The organism is Bordetella holmesii, assembly GCF_020735985.1.
GTDB classification, from domain to species: domain Bacteria; phylum Pseudomonadota; class Gammaproteobacteria; order Burkholderiales; family Burkholderiaceae_B; genus Bordetella; species Bordetella holmesii.
In genome coordinates this window covers 1,090,450-1,115,468 of the sequence record NZ_CP085973.1, presented here as the reverse complement: position 1 = coordinate 1,115,468, position 25,019 = coordinate 1,090,450, and the positions used below count along the sequence as shown (strand labels likewise).

Annotated in this window: 30 protein-coding genes and 3 pseudogenes; 16 read left to right on the top strand and 17 right to left on the bottom strand. The window is 60.5% G+C overall.

Features of this window, described 5'->3' with window-relative positions:
• The first annotated feature begins 87 nt into the window (after window positions 1-87).
• Window positions 88-1,434, top strand: a complete 1,347-nt coding sequence (locus tag LK440_RS05300) for a TonB-dependent siderophore receptor (RefSeq protein ID WP_005019683.1) — start codon at window positions 88-90, stop codon at window positions 1,432-1,434.
• Here LK440_RS05300 and LK440_RS05295 read toward each other — a convergent pair.
• From LK440_RS05295 to LK440_RS05275, 5 genes and pseudogenes are all read right to left on the bottom strand, one after another.
• Window positions 1,402-1,632: an integrase core domain-containing protein gene (locus tag LK440_RS05295; RefSeq protein ID WP_025341181.1), complete on the bottom strand. Its 231-nt coding sequence runs from the start codon at window positions 1,630-1,632 to the stop codon at window positions 1,402-1,404. The two genes, LK440_RS05300 and LK440_RS05295, sit on opposite strands and share 33 nt — an antisense overlap.
• A gap of 29 nt (window positions 1,633-1,661) precedes the next feature.
• On the bottom strand, window positions 1,662-2,225 hold the full coding sequence (locus LK440_RS05290; RefSeq protein WP_101558036.1) for a DDE-type integrase/transposase/recombinase: 564 nt from the start codon (window positions 2,223-2,225) through the stop codon (window positions 1,662-1,664).
• 154 nt (window positions 2,226-2,379) lie between these two features.
• Window positions 2,380-3,150, bottom strand: a complete 771-nt coding sequence (istB, locus tag LK440_RS05285; protein WP_005013542.1) for an IS21-like element helper ATPase IstB — start codon at window positions 3,148-3,150, stop codon at window positions 2,380-2,382.
• Entirely contained in the window at window positions 3,147-4,157 is a 1,011-nt protein-coding gene (gene istA, locus LK440_RS05280; protein WP_025341421.1) for an IS21 family transposase, read from the bottom strand. The genes istB and istA overlap by 4 nt, the downstream gene beginning before the upstream one ends.
• 90 nt (window positions 4,158-4,247) lie before the next feature.
• Window positions 4,248-4,472 (bottom strand): annotated as a pseudogene (locus LK440_RS05275) (transposase); the annotation flags it as partial.
• 113 nt (window positions 4,473-4,585) lie between these two features.
• Here LK440_RS05275 and LK440_RS05270 point away from each other — a divergent pair.
• On the top strand, window positions 4,586-4,918 hold the full coding sequence (locus tag LK440_RS05270) for a TonB-dependent receptor domain-containing protein (protein WP_005014530.1): 333 nt from the start codon (window positions 4,586-4,588) through the stop codon (window positions 4,916-4,918).
• A gap of 55 nt (window positions 4,919-4,973) precedes the next feature.
• Here LK440_RS05270 and iscX read toward each other — a convergent pair whose 3' ends face one another.
• From iscX to uvrB, 10 genes are all read right to left on the bottom strand, one after another.
• Window positions 4,974-5,168, bottom strand: coding sequence for a Fe-S cluster assembly protein IscX (gene iscX, locus LK440_RS05265; protein WP_005014534.1), 195 nt, complete (start codon window positions 5,166-5,168; stop codon window positions 4,974-4,976).
• Window position 5,169: 1 nt separating this feature from the next.
• Window positions 5,170-5,511: an ISC system 2Fe-2S type ferredoxin gene (fdx, locus tag LK440_RS05260; protein WP_005014536.1), complete on the bottom strand. Its 342-nt coding sequence runs from the start codon at window positions 5,509-5,511 to the stop codon at window positions 5,170-5,172.
• A 9-nt stretch (window positions 5,512-5,520) separates the two neighbouring features.
• Window positions 5,521-7,383: a Fe-S protein assembly chaperone HscA gene (gene hscA / locus LK440_RS05255; protein WP_005014539.1), complete on the bottom strand. Its 1,863-nt coding sequence runs from the start codon at window positions 7,381-7,383 to the stop codon at window positions 5,521-5,523.
• Window positions 7,384-7,422: 39 nt separating this feature from the next.
• A complete protein-coding gene (gene hscB, locus LK440_RS05250; RefSeq protein ID WP_005014543.1) occupies window positions 7,423-7,929 on the bottom strand; it encodes a Fe-S protein assembly co-chaperone HscB in 507 nt (168 codons plus the stop codon).
• A 3-nt stretch (window positions 7,930-7,932) separates the two neighbouring features.
• Window positions 7,933-8,256 carry an iron-sulfur cluster assembly protein IscA gene (gene iscA / locus LK440_RS05245; RefSeq protein ID WP_005014544.1) on the bottom strand — a complete coding sequence of 108 codons (324 nt, stop codon included), beginning with the start codon at window positions 8,254-8,256 and terminating at the stop codon, window positions 7,933-7,935.
• A gap of 1 nt (window position 8,257) precedes the next feature.
• Window positions 8,258-8,662, bottom strand: coding sequence for a Fe-S cluster assembly scaffold IscU (gene iscU / locus LK440_RS05240; protein ID WP_005014545.1), 405 nt, complete (start codon window positions 8,660-8,662; stop codon window positions 8,258-8,260).
• A 36-nt stretch (window positions 8,663-8,698) separates the two neighbouring features.
• Window positions 8,699-9,910 (bottom strand): IscS subfamily cysteine desulfurase, encoded by a 1,212-nt coding sequence (locus LK440_RS05235; protein WP_005014546.1) that lies wholly within the window; start codon window positions 9,908-9,910, stop codon window positions 8,699-8,701.
• 21 nt (window positions 9,911-9,931) lie between these two features.
• Window positions 9,932-10,480 carry a Fe-S cluster assembly transcriptional regulator IscR gene (gene iscR, locus LK440_RS05230; protein WP_005014547.1) on the bottom strand — a complete coding sequence of 183 codons (549 nt, stop codon included), beginning with the start codon at window positions 10,478-10,480 and terminating at the stop codon, window positions 9,932-9,934.
• A gap of 224 nt (window positions 10,481-10,704) precedes the next feature.
• A complete protein-coding gene (locus tag LK440_RS05225) occupies window positions 10,705-11,196 on the bottom strand; it encodes a low molecular weight protein-tyrosine-phosphatase (RefSeq protein ID WP_005014551.1) in 492 nt (163 codons plus the stop codon).
• Window positions 11,197-11,410: 214 nt separating this feature from the next.
• Window positions 11,411-13,441: an excinuclease ABC subunit UvrB gene (gene uvrB / locus LK440_RS05220; RefSeq protein ID WP_017685984.1), complete on the bottom strand. Its 2,031-nt coding sequence runs from the start codon at window positions 13,439-13,441 to the stop codon at window positions 11,411-11,413.
• A 74-nt stretch (window positions 13,442-13,515) separates the two neighbouring features.
• Here uvrB and LK440_RS05215 point away from each other — a divergent pair, with 74 nt between their 5' ends.
• Complete coding sequence (locus LK440_RS05215) at window positions 13,516-14,718, top strand: amino acid aminotransferase (protein ID WP_005014553.1); 1,203 nt, start codon at window positions 13,516-13,518, stop codon at window positions 14,716-14,718.
• A 71-nt stretch (window positions 14,719-14,789) separates the two neighbouring features.
• Here LK440_RS05215 and LK440_RS05210 read toward each other — a convergent pair.
• Together LK440_RS05210 and gcvA are read right to left on the bottom strand one after the other, a co-directional pair.
• Window positions 14,790-14,963 (bottom strand): annotated as a pseudogene (locus LK440_RS05210) (IS3 family transposase); the annotation flags it as partial.
• 258 nt (window positions 14,964-15,221) lie between these two features.
• Entirely contained in the window at window positions 15,222-16,196 is a 975-nt protein-coding gene (gcvA, locus tag LK440_RS05205; protein WP_005014555.1) for a transcriptional regulator GcvA, read from the bottom strand.
• A 107-nt stretch (window positions 16,197-16,303) separates the two neighbouring features.
• Here gcvA and LK440_RS05200 point away from each other — a divergent pair.
• The 13 genes and pseudogenes from LK440_RS05200 to LK440_RS05150 all read left to right on the top strand — a co-directional run.
• A pseudogene (locus LK440_RS05200) lies at window positions 16,304-16,968 on the top strand (SDR family NAD(P)-dependent oxidoreductase); the annotation flags it as partial.
• An 80-nt stretch (window positions 16,969-17,048) separates the two neighbouring features.
• Window positions 17,049-17,165 (top strand): SDR family oxidoreductase, encoded by a 117-nt coding sequence (locus tag LK440_RS18085; RefSeq protein ID WP_407651378.1) that lies wholly within the window; start codon window positions 17,049-17,051, stop codon window positions 17,163-17,165.
• Between the two features lie 64 nt (window positions 17,166-17,229).
• Window positions 17,230-17,511, top strand: a complete 282-nt coding sequence (locus LK440_RS05195) for a hypothetical protein (RefSeq protein ID WP_005014556.1) — start codon at window positions 17,230-17,232, stop codon at window positions 17,509-17,511.
• Between the two features lie 98 nt (window positions 17,512-17,609).
• Window positions 17,610-17,771: an OsmC family protein gene (locus tag LK440_RS05190; RefSeq protein ID WP_230580948.1), complete on the top strand. Its 162-nt coding sequence runs from the start codon at window positions 17,610-17,612 to the stop codon at window positions 17,769-17,771.
• 111 nt (window positions 17,772-17,882) lie between these two features.
• Window positions 17,883-18,227: a carboxymuconolactone decarboxylase family protein gene (locus tag LK440_RS05185; RefSeq protein ID WP_005014564.1), complete on the top strand. Its 345-nt coding sequence runs from the start codon at window positions 17,883-17,885 to the stop codon at window positions 18,225-18,227.
• A 71-nt stretch (window positions 18,228-18,298) separates the two neighbouring features.
• The gene (locus tag LK440_RS05180) at window positions 18,299-18,967 is read left to right on the top strand and encodes a cupin domain-containing protein (protein ID WP_005014566.1); all 669 of its coding nucleotides are present in this window, start codon (window positions 18,299-18,301) and stop codon (window positions 18,965-18,967) included.
• Window positions 18,964-19,215 (top strand): FAD-dependent oxidoreductase, encoded by a 252-nt coding sequence (locus LK440_RS17935; RefSeq protein ID WP_017685981.1) that lies wholly within the window; start codon window positions 18,964-18,966, stop codon window positions 19,213-19,215. The genes LK440_RS05180 and LK440_RS17935 overlap by 4 nt, the downstream gene beginning before the upstream one ends.
• A 54-nt stretch (window positions 19,216-19,269) precedes the next feature.
• A complete protein-coding gene (locus LK440_RS05175) occupies window positions 19,270-20,127 on the top strand; it encodes a flavin monoamine oxidase family protein (RefSeq protein ID WP_017685980.1) in 858 nt (285 codons plus the stop codon).
• A 255-nt stretch (window positions 20,128-20,382) separates the two neighbouring features.
• The gene (locus tag LK440_RS05170) at window positions 20,383-21,426 is read left to right on the top strand and encodes an alcohol dehydrogenase (protein ID WP_005014572.1); all 1,044 of its coding nucleotides are present in this window, start codon (window positions 20,383-20,385) and stop codon (window positions 21,424-21,426) included.
• Window positions 21,423-21,524 carry an integrase core domain-containing protein gene (locus LK440_RS18080; RefSeq protein WP_076879527.1) on the top strand — a complete coding sequence of 34 codons (102 nt, stop codon included), beginning with the start codon at window positions 21,423-21,425 and terminating at the stop codon, window positions 21,522-21,524. Before LK440_RS05170 ends, LK440_RS18080 begins: the two co-directional genes overlap by 4 nt.
• Before the next feature lie 91 nt (window positions 21,525-21,615).
• Window positions 21,616-22,736, top strand: a protein-coding gene (locus LK440_RS05160) for an IS3 family transposase (RefSeq protein WP_101557886.1) whose coding sequence is annotated in 2 segments (ribosomal slippage) — window positions 21,616-21,868 and window positions 21,868-22,736 — 1,122 coding nt in all. Because the reading frame shifts where the segments join, the coding sequence is not laid out codon by codon here.
• Between the two features lie 249 nt (window positions 22,737-22,985).
• Window positions 22,986-23,639, top strand: a complete 654-nt coding sequence (gene lexA, locus LK440_RS05155; protein WP_005014574.1) for a transcriptional repressor LexA — start codon at window positions 22,986-22,988, stop codon at window positions 23,637-23,639.
• 115 nt (window positions 23,640-23,754) lie between these two features.
• Complete coding sequence (locus LK440_RS05150) at window positions 23,755-24,975, top strand: ISL3 family transposase (protein ID WP_005011985.1); 1,221 nt, start codon at window positions 23,755-23,757, stop codon at window positions 24,973-24,975.
• Window positions 24,976-25,019 lie beyond the last annotated feature (44 nt).

Here is a 25,019-nt window from a genome sequence, read left to right as displayed (position 1 = left end):
AATCACCTTCCGATTCGCTCAGAGGAACGCGTCATGTCTACCCGTTTGTCCCTCCACGGCCGCACGTGCTGCCGTCGTGGAACCCGCATGGCTTTGCCCGCTGCCTGGTCCAGAAAAACCTTGATCCATCTGGCTTGCGCAGCCGCCTTGTCCGGATTGGCCCCCGTGGGCAGCCATGCGCAAACCACTGCAGATACTGTAGCGACGCACCTTAACCGCGATTACAGCATCCCCGCCGGTTCCCTCGAACAAGTCCTGGCCCGCTTTGCCGCCGAATCCGGCGTGCTGCTGGCCAGCCCCCCTGGATTGACGGCCGGCCGCAGCAGCCCCGGTTTGAGCGGCAATTTTTCATTACCCACCGCACTGAACGCGATCCTCGCCGGCACAGGACTGCATGCCATCAGGGACCCCCAAGGCCAGTATCGTCTACAGGCGGACACCCAAGCGGTCTTCCTCCTCAGCCCAGTGGCGGTAACTGGGCGCGACCTCGCCACCACTGAGGGTACCGGCTCCTACTCTGCCAATATCACCACCATCGCCAAGGGAGACCTCGCGCTACGCGATATACCGCAGGCCGTGTCGGTCATCACACGTCAGCGCATGAACGACCAAGGAGTAACCGACGTGCGCGAAGCCTTGAACTACGCGCCCGGCGTTTCCATGGTTTCCAACGAACCCGGTGGCCAGTTCTACTCACGTGGATTCTTCATCCAGAGCTATCAGTTCGACGGCGTGCCGCTCGAACGCCAGCTATACGCACGCGGATCCGCATTCAACTCCGATACTGCCATCTATGATCGTATCGAAATCATGCGCGGCCCTCAGGCGCTATTTGAGGGGGCAGGCGACCCCTCTGGATCGGTCAACCTGGTGCGCAAACGCCCTACGCAGGAACGCCAGTTCATCGTGACCGGTCGAGTGGGCAGTTATGACCAGTACGGCGCTCAAGTGGACTTCGGTGGGCCGCTCAATGAAAGCGCAACCGTACGCGGCCGCGTGGTGGCCGATTATGAAACCAAGGGTTCTTTCCGAGACTATGTCGATAGCAACGAGAGGACGTTCTACGGCGCCTTGGACATAGACCTCGGCCCGGCCACCACATTGGGACTGGGGTACAGCCGCGAAAATCCCTATGGGGTCATCGACTGGAGTGGGCTGCCCAACTATGGAGACGGGTCGATGCCGGAGTATTCACGCTCGACCAATCTGAGCGCCAAATGGAATCACGCGTATAAAACCCAGAACACTTGGTTCGCCGACCTCACCCACCGATTTTCCAATGGATGGAAATTCAAGGCGGCTGTGGTGCGCGTGGATGAAACGAACGACATCAAGTATTTGCTGCGTAGCGGCCGACTGGGGCCGCCCAATACCTATCGGGGCGATGACCTGCCCCCAGATTTAGTACGGCACCGACATAGAGCCCAGGGGTAAAAGACCTTCTTTCTGATGAGCCTGCACGAATTGCGCCGGCGTTAAATATCCGAGCGCGCTGTGAGGCCGATCGGTGTTGTACTCGACTCGCCAGTTTTCGATCAAGCTTTTAGCCTGTCGCAGGGACAAGAACCAGTGCTCGTTAAGGCATTCGTCGCGGAACTTGCCGTTGAAACTTTCGATATAAGCGTTCTCCACCGGCTTACCCGGCCGAATAAACGACAGCTTTACGCCTGCTTGGTAGGCCCCCAGGCGTCCAAGGCTCTTCCGGCGAACTCTGGCCCGTTGTCCACGGTAATAGATCGCGGCAGGCCACGCATCTCCGCCAGCCGTTGCAGCACCATGGCAACACGCAGTCCCGGCAACGACGTATCGACCTCGATGGCCAGGCATTCGCGAGTGTAGTCATCGACGATAGTCAAACAGCGGAATCGGCGGCCATAGGCTAGGCCGTCGGCCACAAAGTCCATTGACCAACTCTGATTCGGCGCGATTGCCGCTGGGCGAACCACGCGCTCGGTCGCCGCGATTCGCTTACGCTTTCGTTTTCGCACGCTTAACCCTGCCAGACTGTACAGCCGCCAGATTCGCTTGTGATTTGCTTGCCAGCCTTCGCGACGTAAGAGCACATGGATCCTCCGATAGCCGTAGCGTCGTTTCGCCACTGCCATCTCTTTCATGCGCTCGGTCAGCGCAGCATCGCCTGAGCGTGTGCTCTCGTAGGCAAACAGCGACCGCGAAATTCCTACCAGCCCACAGGCCCGGGTAACACCCATGCTGCGCTCGGTCATTAATGTCCTGACCGCCTCGCGTTTGGCCTGCGGGCTGACTACTTTCGGCTTAGCAGATCCTGAAGCGCCGCCTTGTTGTCAACGCCGGTTGAAAATTGACCCACTTTCGTCGGAATCGTCGGAGTAAAACTGACCCACCCCGGCGTTCAAAAACCTAGTTCCTGATCTTGATGTTTCCTGCTTTGCGCTTGTCCTTGAGCCGGTAGCTTTCCCCGGCAATCTGCACGATATGGGCGTGGTGCAGCAGGCGGTCGAGCAAGGCAGCGGTCAGCGTCTGATCCTCAGAGAAGCACGAGGCCCACTGGCTGAAGGGCAGATTGCTGGTGACGATGATGCTGGTACGCTCGTAGCGCTGGGCCACCACGTTGAAGAACAGGTTTGCTTCCTCGCGCCCGAAGGGCAGATAGCCAATCTCATCGATCACCAGCAGGCGCGGCCCGATGATGGCGCGGTTGAAGTACTGCTGCAGCCGGTCCTGCTTATGGGCCGTGGCCAACTGCATCATCAGGTCGGCGGCAGTCAGAAACCGGGTCTTGATGCCCGCCATGACGGCGCGGTACGCCAATGCCTGCGCCAGGTGGCTCTTGCCCACGCCGCTGGGTCCCAGGAACACCACGTTCTCAGCCCGTTCGATAAAGCTCAGGGCCGCCAGTTCCTGGATCTGGGCACGCGGCGCACCACTGGCAAAGGCGAAGTCATAGTCTTCGATGGTCTTGACCGAGGGCAGCGTGGCGATCTTCATCAGGGCGGCGCGCTGGCGTTCGATCCGGGCGTCGTTCTCAATACCCAGAAGGCGCTCCAGGAAGTCGCCATGGCTGGCGTCTTCGCGGGCGCACTGCTGGGCCATGGCGGGCCACTCGCTGCCGATACGCTCCAGCTTCAGGACATCGCAGATCTGTTCGATGCGGTTGTGTTGAAGGTTCATGCTCGCACCTCCAGCAACTCGTTATAGACCGACAGCGGGTGCTGGAAGCTCTCTCGCGGCACAGGCCGGTGAGACGTGGCCGGCACCAGCATGCCGTGTTGCGCAGGCAACTGCAGTAGCGCCAGGCGCTCTTCCTGCAACCGCTTAGCGGGTCTCTCCCGAGTGGTGCCATGCAGCCGCTGATCGGCCACCTCCGTGAGCCAGCGACCGACGTGCGCGTTGGCTGCCGTCACATCGAAGCGCAGGCCAGCCTGCTTGAGGGTCGCGGCCAACGGGACACAGAAACTGCCCTTCAGGTATCCGTTGAAGCGTTCGACCTTGCCCTTGGTCTTGGCGCGATAAGGCTGGCACACACGCGGGGTGAAGCCGAACTCCTGGGCGACGGCCAACAGCCCGTTGTGCCAGCGATGCTGGCCGGGGCCGTAGGCATCGCGCTCGGTGATGATGGCGCCCGCGTTGTCGAACAACACGTGCTGGGGTACGCCGCCGAAGTAGATGAAGGCCTGACGCAGACATCCGAACCAAGTGTCGGCGCGCTCATCGGTGGTGAACCGCACCCAGCTCGAACGGCTGTATCCCAGCGTGGCGACAAAGGCCATCAAGGGATCACGGCCGCGCCGGATGTGGGTGAAGTCGGCCTGCATCTGCTTGCCAGGCGGCGTCTCAAAACGAACGACCGGTTCAGGCTCCTGGTGCTTGTAGCCGCCAAGAAACTCCTTGAGCTGCGTTACACCACCGGGGTAGCCCAGTTCTTGAATCTCCCGCAGCAGCACGGCTGCTGGAATCCAGTGCGGCCGGGCCGCCTCGATGCGCCCGTGCAGATAGTCCTTGTACGGATCCAGCTTGGTGGTCCGTGCCTCGCGGGGCTTGTACTGCTGGGCACCAGCCTCACGCAGATACCGCCTGATCGTGTTGCGTGAGCAGCCCAGCTGCTTGGCCATCTCCCGAATGCTGACGCCACGACGCGCCATTACCTTGATCTCCACTGCTTGCTCCTGAGTCAACATTGTCGGCGGCCAAAAGGCCGCCATCATCGCCCAGGTGGGTCAGATTTACTCCGACGCGGTGGGTCAGTATTACATCGGCGCTGACACCTTGTCCAGCATCGACTCGGCCAACAGCTTCTTGAGCTTGTTGTTCTCCTGCTCCAGCTCCTTGAGCCTCTGAGCGTCCGGCACCGTCATGCCACCGAACTTCGCCTTCCAGTTGTAGTACGTTGCCTCGGAGATTCCGTGCTTGCGGCACAACTCTGCGGGCTTGGCACCTGCATCGGCTTCCTTGAGCACGCCGATGATTTGCTCTTCCGTAAATCGTTTCTTCATTGCCATTCCTTTGGGAACGGACTCTACATCGATTTCGTACTAATCACGGGGAGCAGGTCACCGCTTCGTACACCTACACCCATACACGGCACCGCGGCTCTGACGTCCCCTCCGTGGGTTATGACATTTCGTCCAACACGGGCGTGCCCCGCCACATGGCCAAACTTTGGGCCAACTATCGTCTACCCGACCAATGGAACCGCTGGTCGATGGGCGGTGGCATCAACACCCAGAGCAAATCTTCCGACTTTGGCTACTATGGCCGCACGCAGGGCGGCTATACCACGCTTGATGCCCGGGTCGGCTACCAAGTCAACGAACGCCTGGACCTGGGCCTGAACATCTACAACCTCACGGACAAGAAGTACTACAGCTCCATTAGTTACGATCACAATTTCTATGGGGCTCCCCGAAGCTTCCTGCTGACCGCGCGCTACCGGATGTAAGGGTCCACAAAGCACAAATCCCGCAATAGCGGGATTTGTGCGCGTCCGAGGCTGTTTACTCGGCTTCGTCTATCCAGGCCATCTGGATGGCCTCAAGGATTTTCTCGCCACAACGGGCCGGATCATCCTGAAAATCGGGCAACGCCAGAACCCACTCACGCAGTTGCGTAAAACGCACCGTCTTGGGATCCACAGCCGGATGCGTATCCATCAGAGCTTCAGCGATCTGATAAGTATCTACCCACTTCATGTCAATGATCCTCCTTGGCATGGTTGATGGTGTACTTGGGGATCTCGATGGTGAGATCCTGCTCTTCGATGATCGCTTGACACGACAGGCGCGACACCGAGGTCAGGCCCCAGGCTTTGTCCAGCAGATCTTCCTCGCTGTCGCTGGCCTCTTCCAAAGAGGCGTAGCCCTGGCGCACGACGACGTGGCACGTGGTACATGCACAGGAAAGCTCGCAGGCATGGTCGATATCGATATGGTTATCGAGGAGCACCCTGCAGATTGATTTGCCTTGCGGCGCATCATCAATCACGGCGCCTTCCGGGCATAAATCGGGATGAGGCAATACAGTCAGTTTCGGCATGACGTCGAGTTAAGCGAGTTCGTCCAATTTACGGCCAGCCAGTGCCGCGCGGATACTGCGATCCATGCGGCGGGCGGCAAAATCCTCAGTGGCGTCAGACAAGGCCTGAACGGCCTGACGCACCGCATCAACCTCGGTGGCCGACTGCGCCTGTGCGGCGGCCTGCAAGGCAGCATCTACACGAGACCGTTCGTCGCCATCGAGAAGGTCCCCGTCGGCCGCCAGCGCAGCACTCACGGACTCGACCAGTTGGCGGGCTTCGACCTGCTGCTCACGCAACATCCGGGCTTTGGCATCGTCATCGGCATACGAGACACTGTCGGAAAGCATGCGCGTAATTTCGTCGTCGGACAGGCCATAGGAAGGTTTGACCGTGACGGCCGCTTCCACACCCGTACTCTGTTCGCGCGCGGTCACGCTAAGCAGCCCGTCGGCATCAACCTGAAAGGTCACGCGGATGCGAGCCGCGCCGGCGACCATGGGAGGAATGCCTCGTAGCTCGAAGCGGGCCAGCGAGCGGCAATCGGCAACCAGGTCGCGCTCGCCCTGCACAACATGCACGCTCATGGCGGTCTGGCCGTCCTTGAACGTGGTGAACTCTTGGGCACGGGCAACCGGGATGGTGCTGTTGCGCGGAATGACCCGTTCGACCAGCCCACCCATCGTCTCCAGCCCGAGTGACAAAGGCATCACGTCCAGCAAAAGCCAATCTTCGCCTGGTGCACGATTGCCCGCCAACAAGTTGGCCTGCAAGGCCGCGCCCAACGCCACGACCTGATCCGGGTCGAGATTGGTCAACGGCGGCGCGCCGAAGAAAGCGGCAACACCCTGCCTCACGACCGGCATGCGCGTCGCGCCGCCGACCAGCACCACGCCCTTGACCTCGGCGGCGCTCAGGCTGGCATCCCGCAACGCGCGGCGAGCTGCCTGCAACGTCCGATCTACAAGCGGTGCTGCCAAGGTATCGAAGTGGGCACGCGTCAGAGGCATATCGACCTGACGGCCTGCATCGAGCATCACGGAGATCACCGCCTGATCCACATCGGTCAAGCTTTCGCGTGCGGCACGGGCCGCCACCAGCAGCCCGCGCTTATCGGACAGCGACAGGTTTTCCAGCCCGAGCGAGGCGGCCAGATCGGCCACGATCGCATGGTCGAAATCGTCGCCGCCCAGCACCGTATCGCCGCCGGTGGAGATCACCTCGAACACCCCTTGCGACAGGCGCAAGATCGATATATCGAACGTGCCCCCACCCAGGTCATAAACGGCATAAATGCCTTCGGCGGCCTGATCGAGTCCGTAGGCGATGGCGGCGGCCGTCGGCTCGTTGAGCAGACGCAAGACATTCAAGCCCGCCAACTTGGCCGCATCACGCGTGGCCTGGCGCTGTGCATCATCGAAATAGGCAGGCACCGTAATCACCGCGCCCACCAGGTCATCACCCAGCACGTCTTCAGCGCGCTGACGCAAGGTAGCCAGAATTTGGGCCGAGACCTCAACCGGGCTGACGTCACCGTGCAGGGTGCGCAGGCGCACCATACCAGGGGCATCCACGAAGTCATAAGGCGCGCCGCTGTCACGCGCATCCTCGGCCGAGCGGCCCATGAAGCGCTTCACCGACACGATGGTATTGCCCGGGTCGCTGGCTTGATGCGGCAAGGCGGCACGACCGATCGTGACCCGGCCTTCAGGCAGATAACGCACTGCCGAAGGCAACAGCGCATGTCCGTCAGCGTCGGACAATACTTCGGGCACGCTGCTGCGCACCGCTGCCAACAGAGAATTGGTCGTTCCCAGATCTATACCCACTGCCAGGCGCCGTTGATGCGGGGCGGGTGATTCACCGGGTTCGGAAATCTGCAATAAAGCCATTGTTGTACTTGTCGCTGAACGGGCCCTGCCGGGCCGCTGCTAGGGCTGGATCGAAGCCAGTTCCTGAGCCAGTTTTTCGATGAACATCCACTCGCGGACCTTCTGGCCCGCGGCGGGATAGTCCTTGCGCCGGTCAATCAAATCGGCAAGCGTCTGCCGCATCGCTTCACGCGCATCCTCGAGCTCGGCGTTCAATGTAAGCCGTGCCTGCTCGTCGTGGCGCGCATCATCGAGCAGCTCGCGCCACTCCATCTGCTGCATCAGAAAGCCAGGCGCCATGGCCGTGTTGCTTTCGGTCTGGAGATCGACGCCGGCTGCCTCGCAAAGATAGCGCGCGCGCAACAGCGGATCCCGCAGTTGCCGATAGGCCTCATTGGCACGCGCGGACCACTGCATCGCCACCCGGCGTTCCGGCGCACTGGCCGTGGCAAACCGGTCGGGGTGAACACGAGCGGCCACATCACGCCAGGCCGCTTCAAGCGCACGGTCATCGAGCTCGAACGTCGCAGGCAGGCCAAACAGGCTGAAATGATCGTCAACGGCCAAGACTTACACCGTGAACGACTCGCCGCAGCCGCAGGTCGCCTTCTCGTTGGGGTTGCGAAACTTGAAGCCCTCGTTGAGGCCTTCGCGCGCATAATCCAGCTCGGTGCCGTCCAGATACGCCAGGCTTTTGGGGTCGACAAAGACCTTGACGCCGAAGCTCTCGAATGCCATGTCATCGGCCTGCGCCTCGTCGACATACTCGAGCTTGTACGCCATGCCCGAGCAGCCGGTCGTGCGCACGCCCAGGCGCAGCCCGATACCCTTACCGCGCCTTTGCAGATAGCGGCCGATATGGTTGGCCGCTTGTTGGGTCAGGGTGACGGCCATATCAGTCTGCCGCAACAGCCTCGGCCACGCCGTGCTTGGTCTTGTAATCCTGCACGGCAGCCTTGATGGCATCTTCGGCCAGAATCGAGCAGTGAATCTTGACCGGGGGCAAGGCCAGCTCTTCGGCGATCTGCGTATTACGGATGGCCATGGCCTGATCCAGCGTCTTGCCCTTGACCCATTCGGTCACCAGCGAGCTGGATGCAATGGCCGAACCACAGCCATAGGTCTTGAAGCGCGCATCTTCGATCACGCCTTCATCGTTGACCTTGATCTGCAGCTTCATGACGTCGCCACAGGCGGGCGCGCCAACCATGCCAGTACCGATCGAATCGTCGCCCTTATCGAAAGAGCCGACGTTGCGGGGATTTTCGTAGTGGTCCAAGACCTTATCGCTGTATGCCATGATGATTCTCCACGTAGGTTGTGACTCGCGGCGCGCTTAGTGCGCAGCCCATTGCACGCTGTTCAGATCGATGCCTTCCTTGGCCATTTCCCACAGCGGCGACATGTCGCGCAACTTGCCAACACGCCCCTTGAGCAGCTCGACAGCGAAGTCGACTTCCTGCTCGGTGGTAAAGCGGCCCAAGGTGAACCGGATCGAACTGTGCGCCAGTTCGTCATTGCGCCCGAGCGCGCGCAGTACATAAGAAGGCTCCAGGCTGGCCGACGTGCACGCCGACCCGCTGGAAACAGCCAGTTCCTTGATCGCCATGATCAGGGACTCACCTTCGACGTAGTTGAAGCTGATGTTCAGGTTGTGCGGAACACGGTGCTCCATGCTGCCGTTGACATACACCTCTTCGATTTGCGAGAGGCCTGCCAGTAAGCGGTCGCACAGCATGCGCACGCGCTCATTTTCCGTGCCCATTTCTTCACGCGCCAGGCGGAACGCCTCGCCCATGCCCACGATCTGGTGGGTGGCCAGCGTACCGGAGCGGAAGCCGCGCTCATGCCCACCGCCATGCATCTGCGCCTCGATGCGCACGCGCGGCTTGCGGCGCACATACAAAGCACCGATGCCCTTGGGCCCGTAAGTCTTATGCGCCGAGAACGACATCAGATCCACCTTGAGCTTTTGCAGGTCGATCTCGACCTTGCCCGTGGCCTGCGCGGCATCGACGTGAAAAATAATGCCCTTTTCACGGCAGATTTCGCCGATGGCCTCAATATCCTGGATGACGCCGATTTCGTTATTGACCATCATCACCGACACCAGGACGGTATCCGGGCGCAGCGCCGCCTTGAAGGCGTCGAGGTCCAGCAGGCCATCGTCCTTGACATCGAGATACGTCACTTCGAAACCCTGGCGCTCCAGCTCACGACAGGTGTCCAGCACAGCCTTGTGCTCGGTCTTGACCGTCACGATATGCTTGCCGCGCTCGGCATAGAAATTCGCAGCGCCCTTGATGGCCAGATTGTCGGATTCGGTCGCGCCAGACGTCCAGATGATTTCACGCGGATCGGCATTGACCAGTCGGGCCACCTCGGCACGCGCATTTTCGACCGCTTCTTCAGCGTCCCAGCCAAAGGCGTGGCTACGCGAAGCCGGATTGCCGAAATTGTCGTAGAGCCAGGGGATCATCTTCTCGACCACACGCGGGTCGACCGGCGTCGTGGCGGAGTAGTCCAGGTAAATGGGGCGGTTGCTCATGAGTACTGTTCCTGATGCTTCTTAAACGGTAGCCGCAGCGTTGGCGGCTGTGCCCGAAACAACAGCCGTTGCGGCATTGGCATTTGAGCCTGCGCGATTGACGCGCACCGAACAGCCTTGGGCTTGATTGTTGGCTTCCTGCAATTGGCGCACACGCTGCTGATCCACCAGATCCTGCAGCGAAACCGAATCCAGATAATCAACCATCTTGCGGTTGAGCGTGGCCCAGAGCTCGTGCGTCATGCACTTGCCGGGCTTACCGTCATTGCCGCTGGTGCAATCCACCTTGCCGCCACAGCTGGTGGCGTCCAGGGGTTCATCGACCGCGAAAATGATATCGGCAACCGTCACATTGCGCGCAAGGCGAGCCAGCGAATAGCCGCCGCCGGGGCCGCGAACACTGTCCACAAGTTCGTGGCGGCGCAGCTTGCCAAAAAGCTGCTCCAGATAGGAGAGGGAAATATTCTGGCGCTGGCTGATCGCCGCGAGAGTGACCGGGCCGCTATGCTGCCGCATAGCCAGATCGATCATGGCAGTCACGGCGAAACGTCCTTTGGTGGTTAGCCGCATGATGAGTTTCCTGTGAATCTGTCGGGACCCGCCTGCCGGATACAGACAGCAATCCCGGCTACACACTCTGGCGTAATACCTGAGTAATTACCTCAAGTATAACAAATTCCCGAGTAATTTGCTAAGTATCTCGGATTGAAAAAACCGCGCCGTGGCGCGGTTTGTGGCAAGGCCGCACACGCATGTGCAACCTTAGGGGGCAGATCCTGCCCCCAAGGGCGTCATCAGGCCGCCTGGTACTGAGTCGCGCGCTTGCGCACCAGCTCCAAAACGCCTTGACAGGCATCCTCGAGATAATCCAGAACCTTGCCGAAACCTTCCGGACCACCATAATAGGGGTCGGGCACGGTGGCTTCCTCGAAATCATTGGCAAAGCGCATCAACAACATCAATTTGTGCTGATAGGCCTTGGGGCACTGCTGCTGCAGTGCAGACAGATTATCCCAATCCATGGCAAGAATCAGGTCATACTCGCGGAAGTCTTCCGGCGTGACTTGGCGCGCCAGGCATTCGCTGATGTCGTAGCCACGCTTGCGCGCAGCCGCAACAGCCCGCGCATCGGGGGCTTCACCGATGTGGAACGCGTGAGTGCCTGCGGAATCGATCCGGACAACTTCACCCAAGCCGGCGTCGTTCACCAAATGGCGAAAAACTCCCTCTGCGCTCGGCGAGCGACAGATATTGCCCATGCAAACGAAAAGTACCTTGGTCATCATGGGAGCCAGTGTGCGGGAAAACCCGGAATATAGCAAGCTTTTTTTGCGTTTTAATGATTTGGGCCACCAATATTGACCAAGTTTTTTATCCAATTAAATCAATTACTTAAAATAATAAATTGATGTATAGAATGATGTTTTTTGACGTCTTTTTGCATATTTTCCGCCTATATGCTTGACACCACCCAGGATAAGCATATACCGCCGCAACCAGCTATTGCTTTCCATCGAGCAATAGCCGATTTTTGAGCGCCGTCAGGGCGTCACGCGCAGCCGCCGCCTGCTCAAACTCCAGATTGCGAGCATGATCCATCATGAGCTTTTCCAGGCGTTTGATTTCACGCGCCATGGACTTCTCGTCGCTCAGGGCTGCAGCCGGCACCATGGCCTCGAGCGGATCGTGCGAGTCGGCAGGCGCCATGACGCCGTCGATCATCTCCCGCACGGCTTTACTCACACCTCGGGCAGTAATCCCGTGGTCTTCGTTGTGCTGCAATTGTTTGGCGCGCCGGCGGCTGGTTTCATCGATGGCGCGCCGCATGGATTCCGTCAGGCGGTCGGCGTAGAGAATGGCGTGGCCGTGCAAATTACGCGCGGCACGGCCGATCGTCTGGATCAAACTGCGTTCAGAGCGCAGAAACCCCTCCTTGTCGGCGTCCAGGATAGCCACCAGCGACACTTCGGGAATATCCAGCCCTTCGCGCAGCAAGTTGATGCCGACCAGGACATCAAAAGTCCCCAAACGCAGATCCCGGATGATCTCGACCCGCTCGACCGTATCGATGTCCGAATGCAGGTATCGCACCCGCTCGCCATGCTCGGTGAGAAAGTCGGTCAAATCTTCGGCCATGCGTTTGGTCAGCGTTGTCACGAGCACGCGCTCCTGGCTGAGCACCCGCTTGCGAATCTCGCCCAGCAAATCGTCAACCTGGGTATGCGCCGGGCGGATCTCCACTTCAGGATCCACCAGGCCAGTCGGCCGCACGACCTGCTCGACAACATTATCGGCGTGCTGCCGCTCGTACTCCGCCGGCGTGGCCGAGACGAACACGCACTGCCGCATACGCGCCTCGAACTCCTCCAGGCGCAGCGGGCGGTTGTCCAATGCGGAGGGCAGGCGAAAACCGTACTGCACCAGGGTTTCCTTGCGCGCCCTGTCACCCCGGTACATGCCACCCAATTGCCCCATGGTGACGTGGCTTTCGTCGATGAACATCAAGGCGTCGGCAGGCAAATAGTCGATCAGCGTGGGCGGTGGATCGCCTGGCGCCGCTCCCGACAGATGGCGGGAATAATTCTCGATGCCCTTGCAAAAACCGAGCTCCTGCAGCATTTCGAGATCGAAACGCGTGCGTTGCTCCAGGCGTTGCGCCTCGACCAGCTTGCCATCGCGAACAAAAGCCGCCAGCCGGTCCCGCAGCTCTTCCTTGATGGTCTCGATGGCACGCAACACCGTTTCGCGCGGCGTCACATAATGCGACCCGGGATACACCGTAAAGCGCGGCAACTTCTGCCGCACCTTGCCCGTCAGCGGGTCGAAGAGCTCAAGCGTTTCGACTTCATCGTCGAACAACGTCAGGCGCAAGGCAAGCTCCGGACTCTCCGCCGGGAAGATGTCGATCGTCTCGCCGCGCACGCGGAAGGTGCCCCGAGTGAAATCCGCGTCGTTGCGCGTGTACTGCATCGCCACCAGCCGTGCCAACACCTCACGCCGGGAGATCGTGTCACCCGTGCGCAGGATGAGCACCATTGCGTGGTAATCGCCCGGATTACCAATACCGTAAATGCAGGACACCGTGCCCACGATCACCGTGTCGCGACGCTCCAGCAGACTCTTGGTGGCCGACAGGCGCATCTGCTCGATATGCTCGTTGATCGAGGAGTCTTTCTCGATGAACAAGTCGCGCGTTGGCACATAGACCTCGGGTTGGTAGTAATCGTAATAAGAGACGAAATACTCGACCGCGTTGCGCGGAAAAAACTCCCTCATTTCGGCGTAGAGTTGCGCGGCCAGCGTTTTATTGGGCGCCAGCACCAGCGCCGGGCGGCCAAGCCGCGCAATGACATTGGCCATCGTGTAGGTCTTGCCTGAACCCGTCACCCCCAAAAGGGTTTGGTACATCAACCCATCGGCGATGCCCTGGGCCAGGCCGTCGATGGCCGCAGGCTGATCCCCAGCTGGCGGATAAGGCTGGTACAGCTGAAACGGGCTGCCGGGAAATTCCACGAATCCAGGGTCTGTCATGCTAGACTGTCCAAGGGTAAACCCCCCATTATCCACAGCACATCATCGTGCGTCCACCCATACTCTCAACACTCATGAGCACCCTCTTCGCTTCTGTCGAACTCGCGCCCCGCGACCCCATCCTTGGCCTGAACGAGCAGTACAACGCCGACACCCGTCCCGGTAAAGTGAACCTGGGCGTGGGTGTGTACTACGATGACGAGGGACGCATTCCCCTGCTGGGCGCGGTTCGCAAGGCGGAAATCGCTCGTGTCGAAGCAGCGGCTGCCCGGGGCTACCTGCCCATCGAGGGCATTGCTGCCTACAACAAGGGCGCGCAAACCCTGCTGCTGGGTAATGATTCCGTCGTGGCTGCGGAAGGCCGCGCACTGACGACCCAAACGCTGGGCGGCACGGGCGCGTTGAAAGTCGGCGCCGATTTCCTGAAGCAACTGCTGCCGCAGTCCAAGGTCATGATCAGCGACCCCAGCTGGGAAAACCATCGCGCCCTGTTCGAGCGCGCCGGTTTCACGGTTGAAAACTACCCGTATTACGACGCATCGACCCGCGGCCTGAATTTCGACGGCATGCTGGCGGCTCTGCAGGCGGCTCCCGAACAGACTATCGTCGTGCTGCACGCTTGCTGCCACAACCCCACGGGTGTGGACCCCACTGCCGAGCAATGGAAGCAGATCGCCGACGTCGTCAAGGCGCGCAAGCTGGTCCCCTTCCTGGACATCGCCTATCAAGGCTTCGGCGAAGACCTCGACCAGGACGCATCGGTCGTGCGCCTGTTTGCCGGCATGGATCTGACCATGTTGATCAGCTCTTCGTTCTCCAAGTCCTTCTCGCTCTACGGCGAACGCGTCGGCGCCTTGACCGTGGTGGCTGGCAACAAAGACGAAGCGACCCGCGTCCTGAGCCAACTCAAGCGCGTCATTCGCACCAACTACTCCAATCCGCCCACCCATGGCGGCATTGTGGTGGCCAACGTGCTGAACAACCCCGAACTGCTGGCCGAATGGAAGCAGGAACTCGCCGGCATGCGTGACCGGATCCGCCTGATGCGCAAGCAACTGGTCGAAAAGATCAAGGCCCAGGGCGCCGCGCAAGACTTCAGCTTCGTGCTGCAACAACGCGGCATGTTCTCCTACTCCGGCCTGACCGCAGCTCAGGTCGACCGCCTGCGTGAAGAGCATGCTGTGTATGCCGTCTCCAGCGGCCGTATCTGCGTGGCGGCCCTGAATAGCCGCAACATCGATGTGGTGGCTGCCGCTATCGCCGCCGTGATCAAGTAAGCGCCCGGACATAGCCCAGGCCACAAACGCCCCGGTAAAAATGAACTGACCCCCAGAAGTTGGACGGTCGATTAGAGCCCGAAGGCCTGAGTTCGGTATTGCACCGGGCTCAGGCCTTTCAGCTTGAGCTTGATGCGGTCGTGATTGTAGTAGCGGATGTACTGCCGGATGCCGGCCTGCAACTGCTCGATGCTCTCGAAGCGGTTGAGGTGGAAGAACTCTGCCTTGCGCGTGCCGAAGAAGCTCAACACGTCGGCAGCCGATGCCTCCCCCAAAGACAACACGGTCGCACTACGAGATACCGCGGTGCCCGCCTTCCCGTGCAAGATCATCCCAACGGGCAGCAAGCTGCTCTGCTCCGGCATCGCGCGAACGCCGGCGGGCGGCTTGGATGCGGCATTACACGATGCTCGATGCCGGCATAGGCTTGCCGTCTGTGCCGTGCGTCCCATGATCGAACGACGATTGGAGCAGCAGTGCTGCGCGACAATGCGAGGTGGGAGTCAGTCACGGGAGGTTGACCGGAGACTAGAGCCTGAGACTTGAAACTCACCACTCTCTGTTTGAGAATGAGCGGCCTCTGCCAGCAGCCAATCCCGAAAGGTTGTCAGTTTGCGCAAGCTCGCACACTCTGGTCGATACACAATGTAGTACGCCAGCGCAGAAGCAAAGTTGATGCCTGGAAATAGCCTTACCAGACGTCCGCTTGCCAAGTCATCATGAGCCATCACACTGCGCGCCAGCGCTACGCCATGCCCGTCGATCGCCGCCTGTAGGACCGCAGCAGAATTATTGATCTGCATGCCTCGTTGGGCAATGGCATTTGTCACACCGGCTTTCTGCAGCCAACCCCCCCAACTCGGAAACGCTGTGTGCCGGTCCATGGACAAATCGTGGATCAGGGTTTCTTGGGCCAGGTCCGCAGGCGTTTGCAAGCGCCAGTGCTCACGCAGCAATTGGGGCGAGCACACCGGGTAAACCTCTTCATCCATCAGCTTCTCGGCGGTCAACCCCGGCCAATGGCCGGCGCCATATCGCACCCCGATATCAACCCGCTGAGCCACGAAATCCACGGGCTTGAGGTTGGTGTCCAGGCGCACATCCGTGTCGGCGCCGACGGCCTGGAAGCGGTCGATACGGGGCAATAGCCATTTCCCCGCGAAGGCGGGGCTGACGGCCACGGTCAGCACGCCGTTTGACGCACCCTCCTGAAGTCTCTCCATCCCCAGGGTGAGCCGATCAAACCCGGCGCGGATATCGGGCAGTGCCCGCTCGGCAGCCTCCGTGGGAAGGAGCCGCGCGCGGCCACTGCTGCCCCGCACGAAGAGGGGTGTTCCCAGCCAGTCTTCCAGCGTGCGTACGAGTTGGCCTACCGCTGCTGGCGTGACGTTGAGTTCGGCTGCCGCCGCAGAGAAGCTCTGGTGGCGGGCGCTGGCCTCGAAGGCACGCAAGGCATTCAGGTGGAGGGGTGACTTCATTTTGATAAAGTTTTTCTTTCAATAACTGACACTTTATATGGTTTGTCAGTCTTTGGGAACAGGAGAAAAATAACGCTTATTACAGAGAAAAATTCATTTTAAGGTGGATGAGGCGGCACTGTTGCCACCTTCGAAATCAACAGTTTTTCTTCTATTCATCCACTGCCAAGCGGCGGGCCAACAGAGAGGATTTCAAGATGAGTAATCAATTCAAGGGCAAGAAGCTGCTGGTCGTCGGCGGCACCAGCGGCATGGGCATGCAGATCGCACGCACCGTGCTGGCCGACGGCGGCAGCGTCGTCATCGTGGGCAACCGTACGGAGAAGACCGAAGAAGCGCGCAAGGAGCTTGCGGCGCTGGGTCAAGTCTGGGCACTGACCGCAGACCTGACCAACGACGAGGCCGTGGCTTCGCTGATCAAGACCTTGGACGAGCAGCACTCGGACATCGACCTGCTGGTCAATGCCGCGGCGTGTTCTTCCCCAAGCCGTTCCTGCAGCATTCGGGTGCGGACTACGACCAGTACATGCAACTGAACAAAGCCACCTTCTTCATCACACAGAAGGTCGCCGCCAATTTGGTTGCCAAGGGCCGTCCGGGCGCGATCGTGAACATCGGGTCGATGTGGGGCAAGCAGGCCGTCGCGGCGACACCGTCCTCGGCGTACTCCATGGCCAAGGCCGGCCTGCATTCCCTGACCCAGCATCTGACCATGGAACTGGCCGGCAAGAACATCCGTGTCAACGCTGTGTCGCCTGCCGTGGTGCAGACCCCGATCTACGAAGGTTTCATTCCCAGGCCGAAGTCCACAGCGCGCTACAAGGGTTCAACAGCTTTCACCCGATCGGCCGCGTGGGCACGCCAAAGGATGTGGCGGAAGTGGTCGCCTTCCTGCTGTCGGACAAAGCGGGCTGGGTCACTGGCGCCATCTGGGATGTCGATGGCGGCGTGATGGCTGGCCGCAACTGATTGTCGGATGCAGGCGTCTTGACGGCGCCTGCCCTGTTTTTATCAACCTGGAAACGAAATCAGCATGGTCTATCTGCAAATCACTCTCAAGATCGCCAACGCCAATCGTGCGGCTGCTGCCGGTGTCTATCAGAACTACAAGGCGGCGTTCCTCGACACTATCAAGGGCGCTCACTCCAAGGAACTGCTAGTGCGCGACGAGGATGTGCAGGTGCAGCACGGTTTTGACACCGTGGAGAACGCAAATGCCTACCTGCAAAGCGATCTCTTCACCGCTGATGTCGTTGGTGGCCTGAAGCCGCTGCTCGACGCTGCGCCGGACGTGCGCATCTACAGCGTCGCGTAAGGAGCAACGGATGACAACCACCCCGCTCAACGGCGTCGATCTGAACGTTTTGACGCAAGCCGGCAGGGCAGCCCGCGTAGTTCGATGTGGATCCCGGCGTGCCGCTTGGCGTGACTCAGGTGCGCGTGAAGGCACACGCCAAGTCGCCCGATGCCAGCCATGAGCAACTGCAGGCGCTGATCGCTGCCGTCGAGCAAGCCTGCACCTTGCACGAGACCCTGGTGCGGCCGGTGGACGTCATCACCATTTTCGCTGACTGATCGCTGTCTGTAGCGCCTCCCGCCATCGGTACGCCGATGGCGGAGGCTTCCTATTGAAACCACAGCTGGGCGCACCTACGTCCGGCTTTAACCTGTTATTGGAGAACAACCATGATGCAAGACTGGAATGCTTACCGCGACTCCCTGCTGGAGCGCGTGGGCGACTACGCCAAACAAAGCCCGGACGTGATGCGCGGCCTGATGACGATCGACAACGCAGCCGTCAAGAGCGGCCATCTGGAACCCAAGATTCACGAGTTGATTGCACTGGCGGTGGCCATCACCACCCGATGCGACGGCTGCATCTCCGTGCCCACCAAGAAGGCGGTCGAACACGGTGCCACCTTCGAAGAAATCACCGAAGCCCTGGGTGTTGCCATCGCGTTGAACGCGGGTGCTGCGCTTACCTACTCGGCACGTGTTGTCGAGGCCTACCAGCAACTGCCCGCCAGATAAGCCGTATTGACCGGGGATGGCCGCCATCGCCTGGACGAGCCATGGCGCCGTCCCCAGTTTGGAAAAACATCATGCTGATCAATGCTGATTTCACCCGCCGCGCCATCGTGGCATCCAGCAGTTACCAATGGGTCGCCTCGCCACAGGGAGGCGTCGAGCGGGTGATGCTGGATCGCGTAGGCGCGGAGAAAGCCCGTGCCACCAGCATCGTGCGGTACGCACCCGAATCCTACTTTCCCGCGCACCCGCATCCGGGTGGTGAGGAAATCCTGGTTCTGTCTGGAACCTTCTCTGAAGGAGGCTGGCATTACCCGGCAGGCTGGTATCTGCGCAACCCGCCCGGCTCCAGCCATCAGCCCTCCAGCGCCGAGGGCGCAGTCATTTTCGTCAAGCTCCAGCAGATGCCGGATAACGAGACGCGCAGCGTCCGCATTAACACGCGCGACCCGGCCAATTGGTGCCGCGAGGGTGCGCGTGAGGTGTGCCCGTTATTCGCGACTGAGGGCGAGCAGGTCAGCCTGCAGCGCCTGGCTACTGGCGCAAATATTCTCGAAGCGTCGCAAAACGGCGCGGAAATCCTGGTCGTATCAGGCACTGTGGTGCTGGAGGAGACGCGCTACGAGCAAGGCAGTTGGCTGCGGCTGCCGGCAGGTGAACCTGCTGTGCCTCGTGCTGGCGATCAAGGTGCCACTGTGTACCTCAAGACGGGCCATTTGTCCGATGCGGAGGTAGCAGCATGAGCCCGCATAACGCACGCATCGTCATCGTCGGCGCTGGATTGAGCGGCCTGTACGCAGCCTATCTGCTGGCACGACAAGGCGTGACCGATTACGTGGTGCTGGAAGCTCGGGAGGCACCTGGCGGGCGTATCGCCTCTGCCGACGCCTCGGGACAGGTCGTTTCCCACGGAGCAGCACAAGCAAGCTCCGTTGACCGTTTCGATCTTGGCCCCGCCTGGTTCTGGCCCGGCTACCAGCGCGAACTCTGACGGCTGATCGAAGCACTGGGCCTGGAAAGCTTCAAGCAGTTCGAGGCCGGTGACATGGTGGTCGAGCGTTCGCCGCAGGACGCTCCCGTGCGCATGCATGGCTATGCGAACTCTCCGGCGTCCATGCGCCTGAAGGGTGGAATGGGCCGCCTGATCGAAGCGCTGCACCGCAGATTGAACTCAGGCCGTGTCCTGACCGGCCATACGGTGCAGAGCCTGCGCAAAAACGATTACCATGTTGTCGTCGAGAGCGTCGATGCCAGCGGTCGTCCCGTGACGTGGCACGCCGAGCACGTCCTGCTGGCGCTGCCGCCTCGTCTGATCGAAAACACCATTGCCTTCGAGCCAGCGTTGCCGGAGGCACTCGCCCGGCAGTGGCGCGACACGGCCACATGGATGGCGCCGCACGCCAAGTACATCGCAATCTATGGCAGCCCGTTCTGGCGAGAACGGGGGTTATCAGGAGAGGGCCGCAGTGCACGCGGGCCGATGGGTGAGATCCATGATGCCTCCATGCCCGGCGGCAGCGCAGCGCTGTTTGGTTTCCTGGGTGTGCCGGCGCGCGTGCGCAGCACCGTTTCTGACGAGGTGATGCGCACGCACTGCCGTGCGCAGTGCGTCCGGATGTTCGGACCCGACGCGGCGACGCCCAAGGCCGACATCATCAAAGACTGGGCACAAGACCCGCGCACCGCCACGGCAATGGATCGCGACGCGACGGGCCAGCATGCTCAGGCACCTGCGTCAAAAGCCGCATCAGGACCTTGGCAAGGCTGCCTCACGGGCATCGCCAATGAGTGGTCGCCGCAGTTTCCGGGCTATCTCGCCGGCGCCATCGAAGCAGCAGGTCTGGGTGTCCAGGCACTGACGCCAGGGGTATCCCGTGCGGCATTGAACAAGGAGTTGCCATGAGACAGCAAGGCAAGACGGAGCGCATCACCGGTGCCACTCACGACATTGATGTGGCGACTGCCGAATTGCATGACCACCTGCTGCGCCGCGCACGGCTATGACTCGACCGTGGACGCAAGTTCGACGCCGAAGGCGAAGGCTTCACGCGCATCAACCTGCCGTGTCCGCGCAGTGTGGTCGATGAGGCGCTGAACCGCCTCGCATCCGCCCTGGGCCGAGGCATTTTTCTATTAATCATTTTTAGGAGCGGAGGATATGCAATCGACATACCGTGCCATGCAAGTCACCCAGCCAGGCTTTCTGGAACTGGTGGAACATCCCACGCCAACACCAGGCGCGGGCGAAGTGTTGATTGAAGTTGATGCCTGCGGCATCTGTGGCGCCGACGTGGGCGACATCGACGGTGCCGATCCGACGTTGCAGCCGCCTCGTGTACCCGGTCACGAGGTAGTGGGCCGGATCACCGCGCTGGGAGCGTATGTGCCGTCTATCTGGAAAATCGGCCAGCGTGTCGGTATTGGCCGACTGGGCGGGCCTTGCGGGGAGTGCGCGCAATGTCGCCAGGGACATTTTCAACTGTGCCAGAACCAGCCATTCGTCGGCGCCACCTGCGACGGCGGCTACGCCGAGGTCATGCTGGCTCGGGCGTCCGGCCTGGTGTCGATTCCCGACGAACTCCATGCGGAAGAAGCTGCTCCGATTCTTTGTGCGGGGATTGCGACGTTCAATGCCTTGAAGAAGTGCGGGGCGCAGGCCGGCGATACCGTCGCCATTCTGGGCATTGGTGGGCTGGGCCACATGGCGTTGCAATATGCGCGTCGCATGGGGTTTCGCGTAGTAGCCATAGGACGAGGCAGTGACATCGCCAACGATACGCTCGATCTGGGCGCACACATCTACATCGACACCAACGAAGAGGATGCGGCAGCCAAGCTCAAAGCCATGGGAGGCGCGCAGGCCATCATCACCACGATTGGCGCTCCTGCCGTGGTCTCCCCGCTGATGGTCGGGCTGGCGCCACAAGGCCGCCTGGTGCTACTTGGCGCAGGGAAAGATCCATTGCCTGTGTCTGCGGGCCACCTAGTTGTGGGAGAGCGCAGCGTACTGGGCTCAATCACCGGATCGCCCTGGGAGAACGAAAAAACGTTGGATTTCAGCGTGCTGGCGGGGGTACGCCCCAAGATCGAAGTGATGCCATTCGAGCAGGCCAATGAAGCCTATCAACGCATGAAGTCAGGCAACGTCAAGTTCCGAATGGTGTTGACTGTTGGTGGCCCACGTAGCACCGAGATCGCCTGAAGCTCAAAGATACTCAACCGGGCAAGCCACGACAGGATGCCTACGTCGAACGCCTCAACACGACCGTGGGTTACGAATGGGTGTTCCAACATCGCTGAGACGATATGGAGCATGTACATTGCGACACCATGACCTGCTCCCCGTGATTAGTACGAAATCGATGTAGAGTCCGTTCCCAAAGGAATGGCAATGAAGAAACGATTTACGGAAGAGCAAATCATCGGCGTGCTCAAGGAAGCCGATGCAGGTGCCAAGCCCGCAGAGTTGTGCCGCAAGCATGGAATCTCCGAGGCAACGTACTACAACTGGAAGGCGAAGTTCGGTGGCATGACGGTGTCGGACGCTCAGAGGCTCAAGGAGCTGGAGCAGGAGAACAACAAGCTCAAGAAGCTGTTGGCCGAGTCGATGCTGGACAAGGCGGCGCTTCAGGATCTGCTAAGCCGAAAGTAGTCAGCCCGCAGGCCAAACGCGAGGCGGTCAGGACATTAATGACCGAGCGCAGCATGGGTGTTACCCGGGCCTGTGGGCTGGTAGGAATTTCGCGGTCGCTGTTTGCCTACGAGAGCACACGCTCAGGCGATGCTGCGCTGACCGAGCGCATGAAAGAGATGGCAGTGGCGAAACGACGCTACGGCTATCGGAGGATCCATGTGCTCTTACGTCGCGAAGGCTGGCAAGCAAATCACAAGCGAATCTGGCGGCTGTACAGTCTGGCAGGGTTAAGCGTGCGAAAACGAAAGCGTAAGCGAATCGCGGCGACCGAGCGCGTGGTTCGCCCAGCGGCAATCGCGCCGAATCAGAGTTGGTCAATGGACTTTGTGGCCGACGGCCTAGCCTATGGCCGCCGATTCCGCTGTTTGACTATCGTCGATGACTACACTCGCGAATGCCTGGCCATCGAGGTCGATACGTCGTTGCCGGGACTGCGTGTTGCCATGGTGCTGCAACGGCTGGCGGAGATGCGTGGCCTGCCGCGATCTATTACCGTGGACAACGGGCCAGAGTTCGCCGGAAGAGCCTTGGACGCCTGGGCCTACCAAGCAGGCGTAAAGCTGTCGTTTATTCGGCCGGGTAAGCCGGTGGAGAACGCTTATATCGAAAGTTTCAACGGCAAGTTCCGCGACGAATGCCTTAACGAGCACTGGTTCTTGTCCCTGCGACAGGCTAAAAGCTTGATCGAAAACTGGCGAGTCGAGTACAACACCGATCGGCCTCACAGCGCGCTCGGATATTTAACGCCGGCGCAATTCGTGCAGGCTCATCAGAAAGAAGGTCTTTTACCCCTGGGCTCTATGTCGGTGCCGTACTAAATCTGGGGGCAGGTCAACCACACCTTGGATGTGCCAATCCTGAGTATCTGACGATGGCTTTGCGCGAATCGACCGCAAACCAGGGGCCAGCCATGACCGCGTAGCGTCCCCTGCTTGCGGTAGTCGCTAGAAACGGGAGTATCGCCCTGGCATCGCTTGCATTTTTCAGCTGTGTCCCCCAGAATCACGCTGTATATACATACAGTCCGTGGTTCACACAAGCCCCGGGCCATCATTGGGATCATTACCATGGCCACCAAACTCACGGATCGCCAGCAGGAAATTCTCGACCTGATCCGGCAAACCGTCGCCCGTACCGGCTTTCCCCCCACGCGCGCCGAGATCGCACAGGCGCTGGGCTTCCGGTCGCCCAATGCCGCTGAAGACCACCTCAAGGCGCTGGCACGCAAGGGCGCCATTGAACTGACCGCCGGTGCCTCGCGTGGCATCCGCCTCAAAGGGCCCGAGCCCAGTGCGCCCAGCCAGGCTCTGCTGCCCCACCCTGCTCTGGCGCAGTTATTGCTGCCACTCGTGGGACGCGTAGCTGCCGGCTCGCCCATCCTCGCGGCCGAACATGTCGAACGCGAGGTGGGCGTGGATCCAGGCCTGTTTGCCCAAGCCCCTGACTACCTGCTCAAAGTCCGCGGCATGAGCATGCGCGATGCAGGCATACTCGAGGGCGATCTGCTGGCGGTCAAAAAGGCGGCTGAAGCGCGCAACGGCCAAATCGTCGTGGCGCGCCTCGGCGACGATGTCACCGTCAAACGCCTGCAACGCCACGGCAGCCGTATCGAGCTGCTCCCCGAAAACCCCGAGTTCGCACCCATCGTGTTGAGCCCGGACGACGAGTTCGCACTGGAAGGCATCGCGGTGGGCTTGATTCGCACCCATAGCCTGCACTGACGCAGCCCGCACAAAAACAGCAGCCATAAAAAAGGTTCATCGCGGAATAGCGTGGAGCCGTGCTTGATTGCCGTTACGCTTGATCCTTGATTTTTCAAGGATCAAGGCCGGGATCATGCTGGACCGCAAGACGATCGAGAGGTTGGGTGGGTGGGAAGGTTATCGGGTGGAGCGGGTCGTGTGGCCTGAAGGTGAGAGCCGGACGGTCACGATTTACCTGAAGCCTTCAGCGCGAACGATGCACTGCGAGCACTGCGGCAACCGATGTCGGCAGGTGCATGAGACGACCACGCGCCGGGTGCGGGATCTGCCGCTAATGGCGCTGCGAGTGACGCTGGTAGTGCCGCGTCGGCGGGTCTGGTGCGAGCAGTGCGGTGGACCGCATCTGGAGAGGCTGAGCTGGCTGGGCCGTTACCAGCGAGTGACCGACCGGCTGGCCGAGGCGGTCAGCCAGTTGCTTGAGTCCAGCAACATTCTGGCCGTGGCGCGCTTCTTCCAACTGGGTTGGCACACGGTCAAGGCGCTGGACAAGGCCCTGCTGCGACGGGCGATCCAAGAGCCGGACTGGAGCCAGATCCACTACCTAGCGATGGACGAGTTCGCTCTACACAAGGGCCATCGTTATGCCACGGTCGTTGTCGATCCGATCCGCCGTCAGGTGCTATGGATCGGTGATGGCCGCTCGCGCGAGACGGCCAGAGCCTTCTTCGAACAACTGCCAACTGGGGTTGCCCAGCAGATCCGGGCCGTAGCGATCGACATGACGACGGCCTATGAGCTGGAGATCCAGGCCAACTGCCCCAACGCCGAGATCGTCTACGACCTGTTCCACGTCGTGGCCAAGTACGGCCGTGAAGTGATAGACCGGGTGCGTGTAGACCAAGCGAACCAGTTGCGGCACGACAAGCCGGCCCGCCGGGTGATCAAGTCCAGTCGCTGGCTACTGCTGCGCAATCGCAAAAACCTCGATCCGTGCCAATCGGTAAAGTTGGACGAGTTGCTCCAGGCCAACCAGCCCTTGCTCACCGCTTATCTGATGCGCGATGAGCTCAAACAGCTGTGGTTCTACCAACACCCCGGCTACGCCCGCCAGGCATGGGATCACTGGCTGCAACAGGCTCAGGGCAGCGGCATCGCCGCCTTGGCTCACTTCGCGCTCAAGCTAAAAGCCTATCTGCACGGGATTCTGTCTCGCTGTCGCCACCGGCTCAACACCAGCATCGTCGAGGGCATCAACAACACCATCAAAGTCATCAAGCGCCGCGCCTACGGCTACCGCGATCAGGAGTACTTCTTCCTCAAGATCCGGTCTGCATTCCCCGGTATTCCTCGATGAACCAAAAAAAACCCCCGCCATCTTGAGATGGCGGGGGTTTTTTT

What these genes read in the sequence shown, in the direction of transcription:
- LK440_RS05170 (WP_005014572.1), top strand. Translation starts at nt 20,383, where the DNA reads ATGCAATCGACATACCGTGCCATGCAAGTCACCCAGCCAGGCTTTCTG.
- LK440_RS05180 (WP_005014566.1), top strand. Translation starts at nt 18,299, where the DNA reads ATGCTGATCAATGCTGATTTCACCCGCCGCGCCATCGTGGCATCCAGC.
- LK440_RS05215 (WP_005014553.1), top strand. Translation starts at nt 13,516, where the DNA reads ATGAGCACCCTCTTCGCTTCTGTCGAACTCGCGCCCCGCGACCCCATC.
- LK440_RS05300 (WP_005019683.1), top strand. Translation starts at nt 88, where the DNA reads ATGGCTTTGCCCGCTGCCTGGTCCAGAAAAACCTTGATCCATCTGGCT.
- LK440_RS05195 (WP_005014556.1), top strand. Translation starts at nt 17,230, where the DNA reads ATGGTCTATCTGCAAATCACTCTCAAGATCGCCAACGCCAATCGTGCG.
- lexA (WP_005014574.1), top strand. Translation starts at nt 22,986, where the DNA reads ATGGCCACCAAACTCACGGATCGCCAGCAGGAAATTCTCGACCTGATC.
- iscU (WP_005014545.1), bottom strand. Translation starts at nt 8,662, where the DNA reads ATGGCATACAGCGATAAGGTCTTGGACCACTACGAAAATCCCCGCAAC.
- LK440_RS05225 (WP_005014551.1), bottom strand. Translation starts at nt 11,196, where the DNA reads ATGATGACCAAGGTACTTTTCGTTTGCATGGGCAATATCTGTCGCTCG.
- LK440_RS05290 (WP_101558036.1), bottom strand. Translation starts at nt 2,225, where the DNA reads ATGACCGAGCGCAGCATGGGTGTTACCCGGGCCTGTGGGCTGGTAGGA.
- LK440_RS05150 (WP_005011985.1), top strand. Translation starts at nt 23,755, where the DNA reads ATGCTGGACCGCAAGACGATCGAGAGGTTGGGTGGGTGGGAAGGTTAT.
- istA (WP_025341421.1), bottom strand. Translation starts at nt 4,157, where the DNA reads ATGTTGACTCAGGAGCAAGCAGTGGAGATCAAGGTAATGGCGCGTCGT.
- LK440_RS05235 (WP_005014546.1), bottom strand. Translation starts at nt 9,910, where the DNA reads ATGAGCAACCGCCCCATTTACCTGGACTACTCCGCCACGACGCCGGTC.
- LK440_RS17935 (WP_017685981.1), top strand. Translation starts at nt 18,964, where the DNA reads ATGAGCCCGCATAACGCACGCATCGTCATCGTCGGCGCTGGATTGAGC.
- LK440_RS05175 (WP_017685980.1), top strand. Translation starts at nt 19,270, where the DNA reads ATGGTGGTCGAGCGTTCGCCGCAGGACGCTCCCGTGCGCATGCATGGC.
- iscA (WP_005014544.1), bottom strand. Translation starts at nt 8,256, where the DNA reads ATGGCCGTCACCCTGACCCAACAAGCGGCCAACCATATCGGCCGCTAT.
- iscX (WP_005014534.1), bottom strand. Translation starts at nt 5,168, where the DNA reads ATGAAGTGGGTAGATACTTATCAGATCGCTGAAGCTCTGATGGATACG.
- istB (WP_005013542.1), bottom strand. Translation starts at nt 3,150, where the DNA reads ATGAACCTTCAACACAACCGCATCGAACAGATCTGCGATGTCCTGAAG.
- LK440_RS05185 (WP_005014564.1), top strand. Translation starts at nt 17,883, where the DNA reads ATGATGCAAGACTGGAATGCTTACCGCGACTCCCTGCTGGAGCGCGTG.
- iscR (WP_005014547.1), bottom strand. Translation starts at nt 10,480, where the DNA reads ATGCGGCTAACCACCAAAGGACGTTTCGCCGTGACTGCCATGATCGAT.
- uvrB (WP_017685984.1), bottom strand. Translation starts at nt 13,441, where the DNA reads ATGACAGACCCTGGATTCGTGGAATTTCCCGGCAGCCCGTTTCAGCTG.
- hscA (WP_005014539.1), bottom strand. Translation starts at nt 7,383, where the DNA reads ATGGCTTTATTGCAGATTTCCGAACCCGGTGAATCACCCGCCCCGCAT.
- gcvA (WP_005014555.1), bottom strand. Translation starts at nt 16,196, where the DNA reads ATGAAGTCACCCCTCCACCTGAATGCCTTGCGTGCCTTCGAGGCCAGC.
- fdx (WP_005014536.1), bottom strand. Translation starts at nt 5,511, where the DNA reads ATGCCGAAACTGACTGTATTGCCTCATCCCGATTTATGCCCGGAAGGC.